Source organism: Stenotrophomonas sp. GbtcB23, from assembly GCF_019091045.1.
GTDB classification, from domain to species: Bacteria; Pseudomonadota; Gammaproteobacteria; order Xanthomonadales; family Xanthomonadaceae; genus Stenotrophomonas; species Stenotrophomonas rhizophila_A.
In genome coordinates this window covers 1-315 of sequence record NZ_JAGXKC010000303.1, presented here as the reverse complement: position 1 = coordinate 315, position 315 = coordinate 1, and the positions used below count along the sequence as shown (strand labels likewise).

The following is a 315-nucleotide window of genomic DNA, read 5'->3' as shown; positions in this document are numbered from 1 at the left end:
TGGCCGATCGCAACCTGTCCCTTCCATTTGGGATCGGTGAGGTCGGACCAGTTCTTCGGCGCTTCCGCTTCCGTCACCAGCTTGGTGTTATAGGCAATCACCAGCGGTGAAACGCCGGACGTGATCCAGTAGTTTTCCTTGTCCGCACGATCGCGAAGTTCCGTCACCATGTCTTTCAGGTTTTCGGGTGCGTACTGGGCGAGCGCGCCTTGTTCCTTGAGCTGCAGCATCTGGCCGTCGTCGTTGGTCGACATCAGGTCGCCTTGCACGGCGTTCGCCTGCAGTTCCTGTACGAGGCGCTGGAAGATGACCTGG

Annotated in this window: 1 protein-coding gene; it reads right to left on the bottom strand. The window is 59.0% G+C overall.

Annotation, left to right across the window (positions count from 1 at the left end):
- Window positions 1–315, bottom strand: a 315-nt coding sequence (locus tag KVS69_RS19200; protein ID WP_217539552.1) for an ABC transporter substrate-binding protein, incomplete at both ends; no start/stop codon positions are given.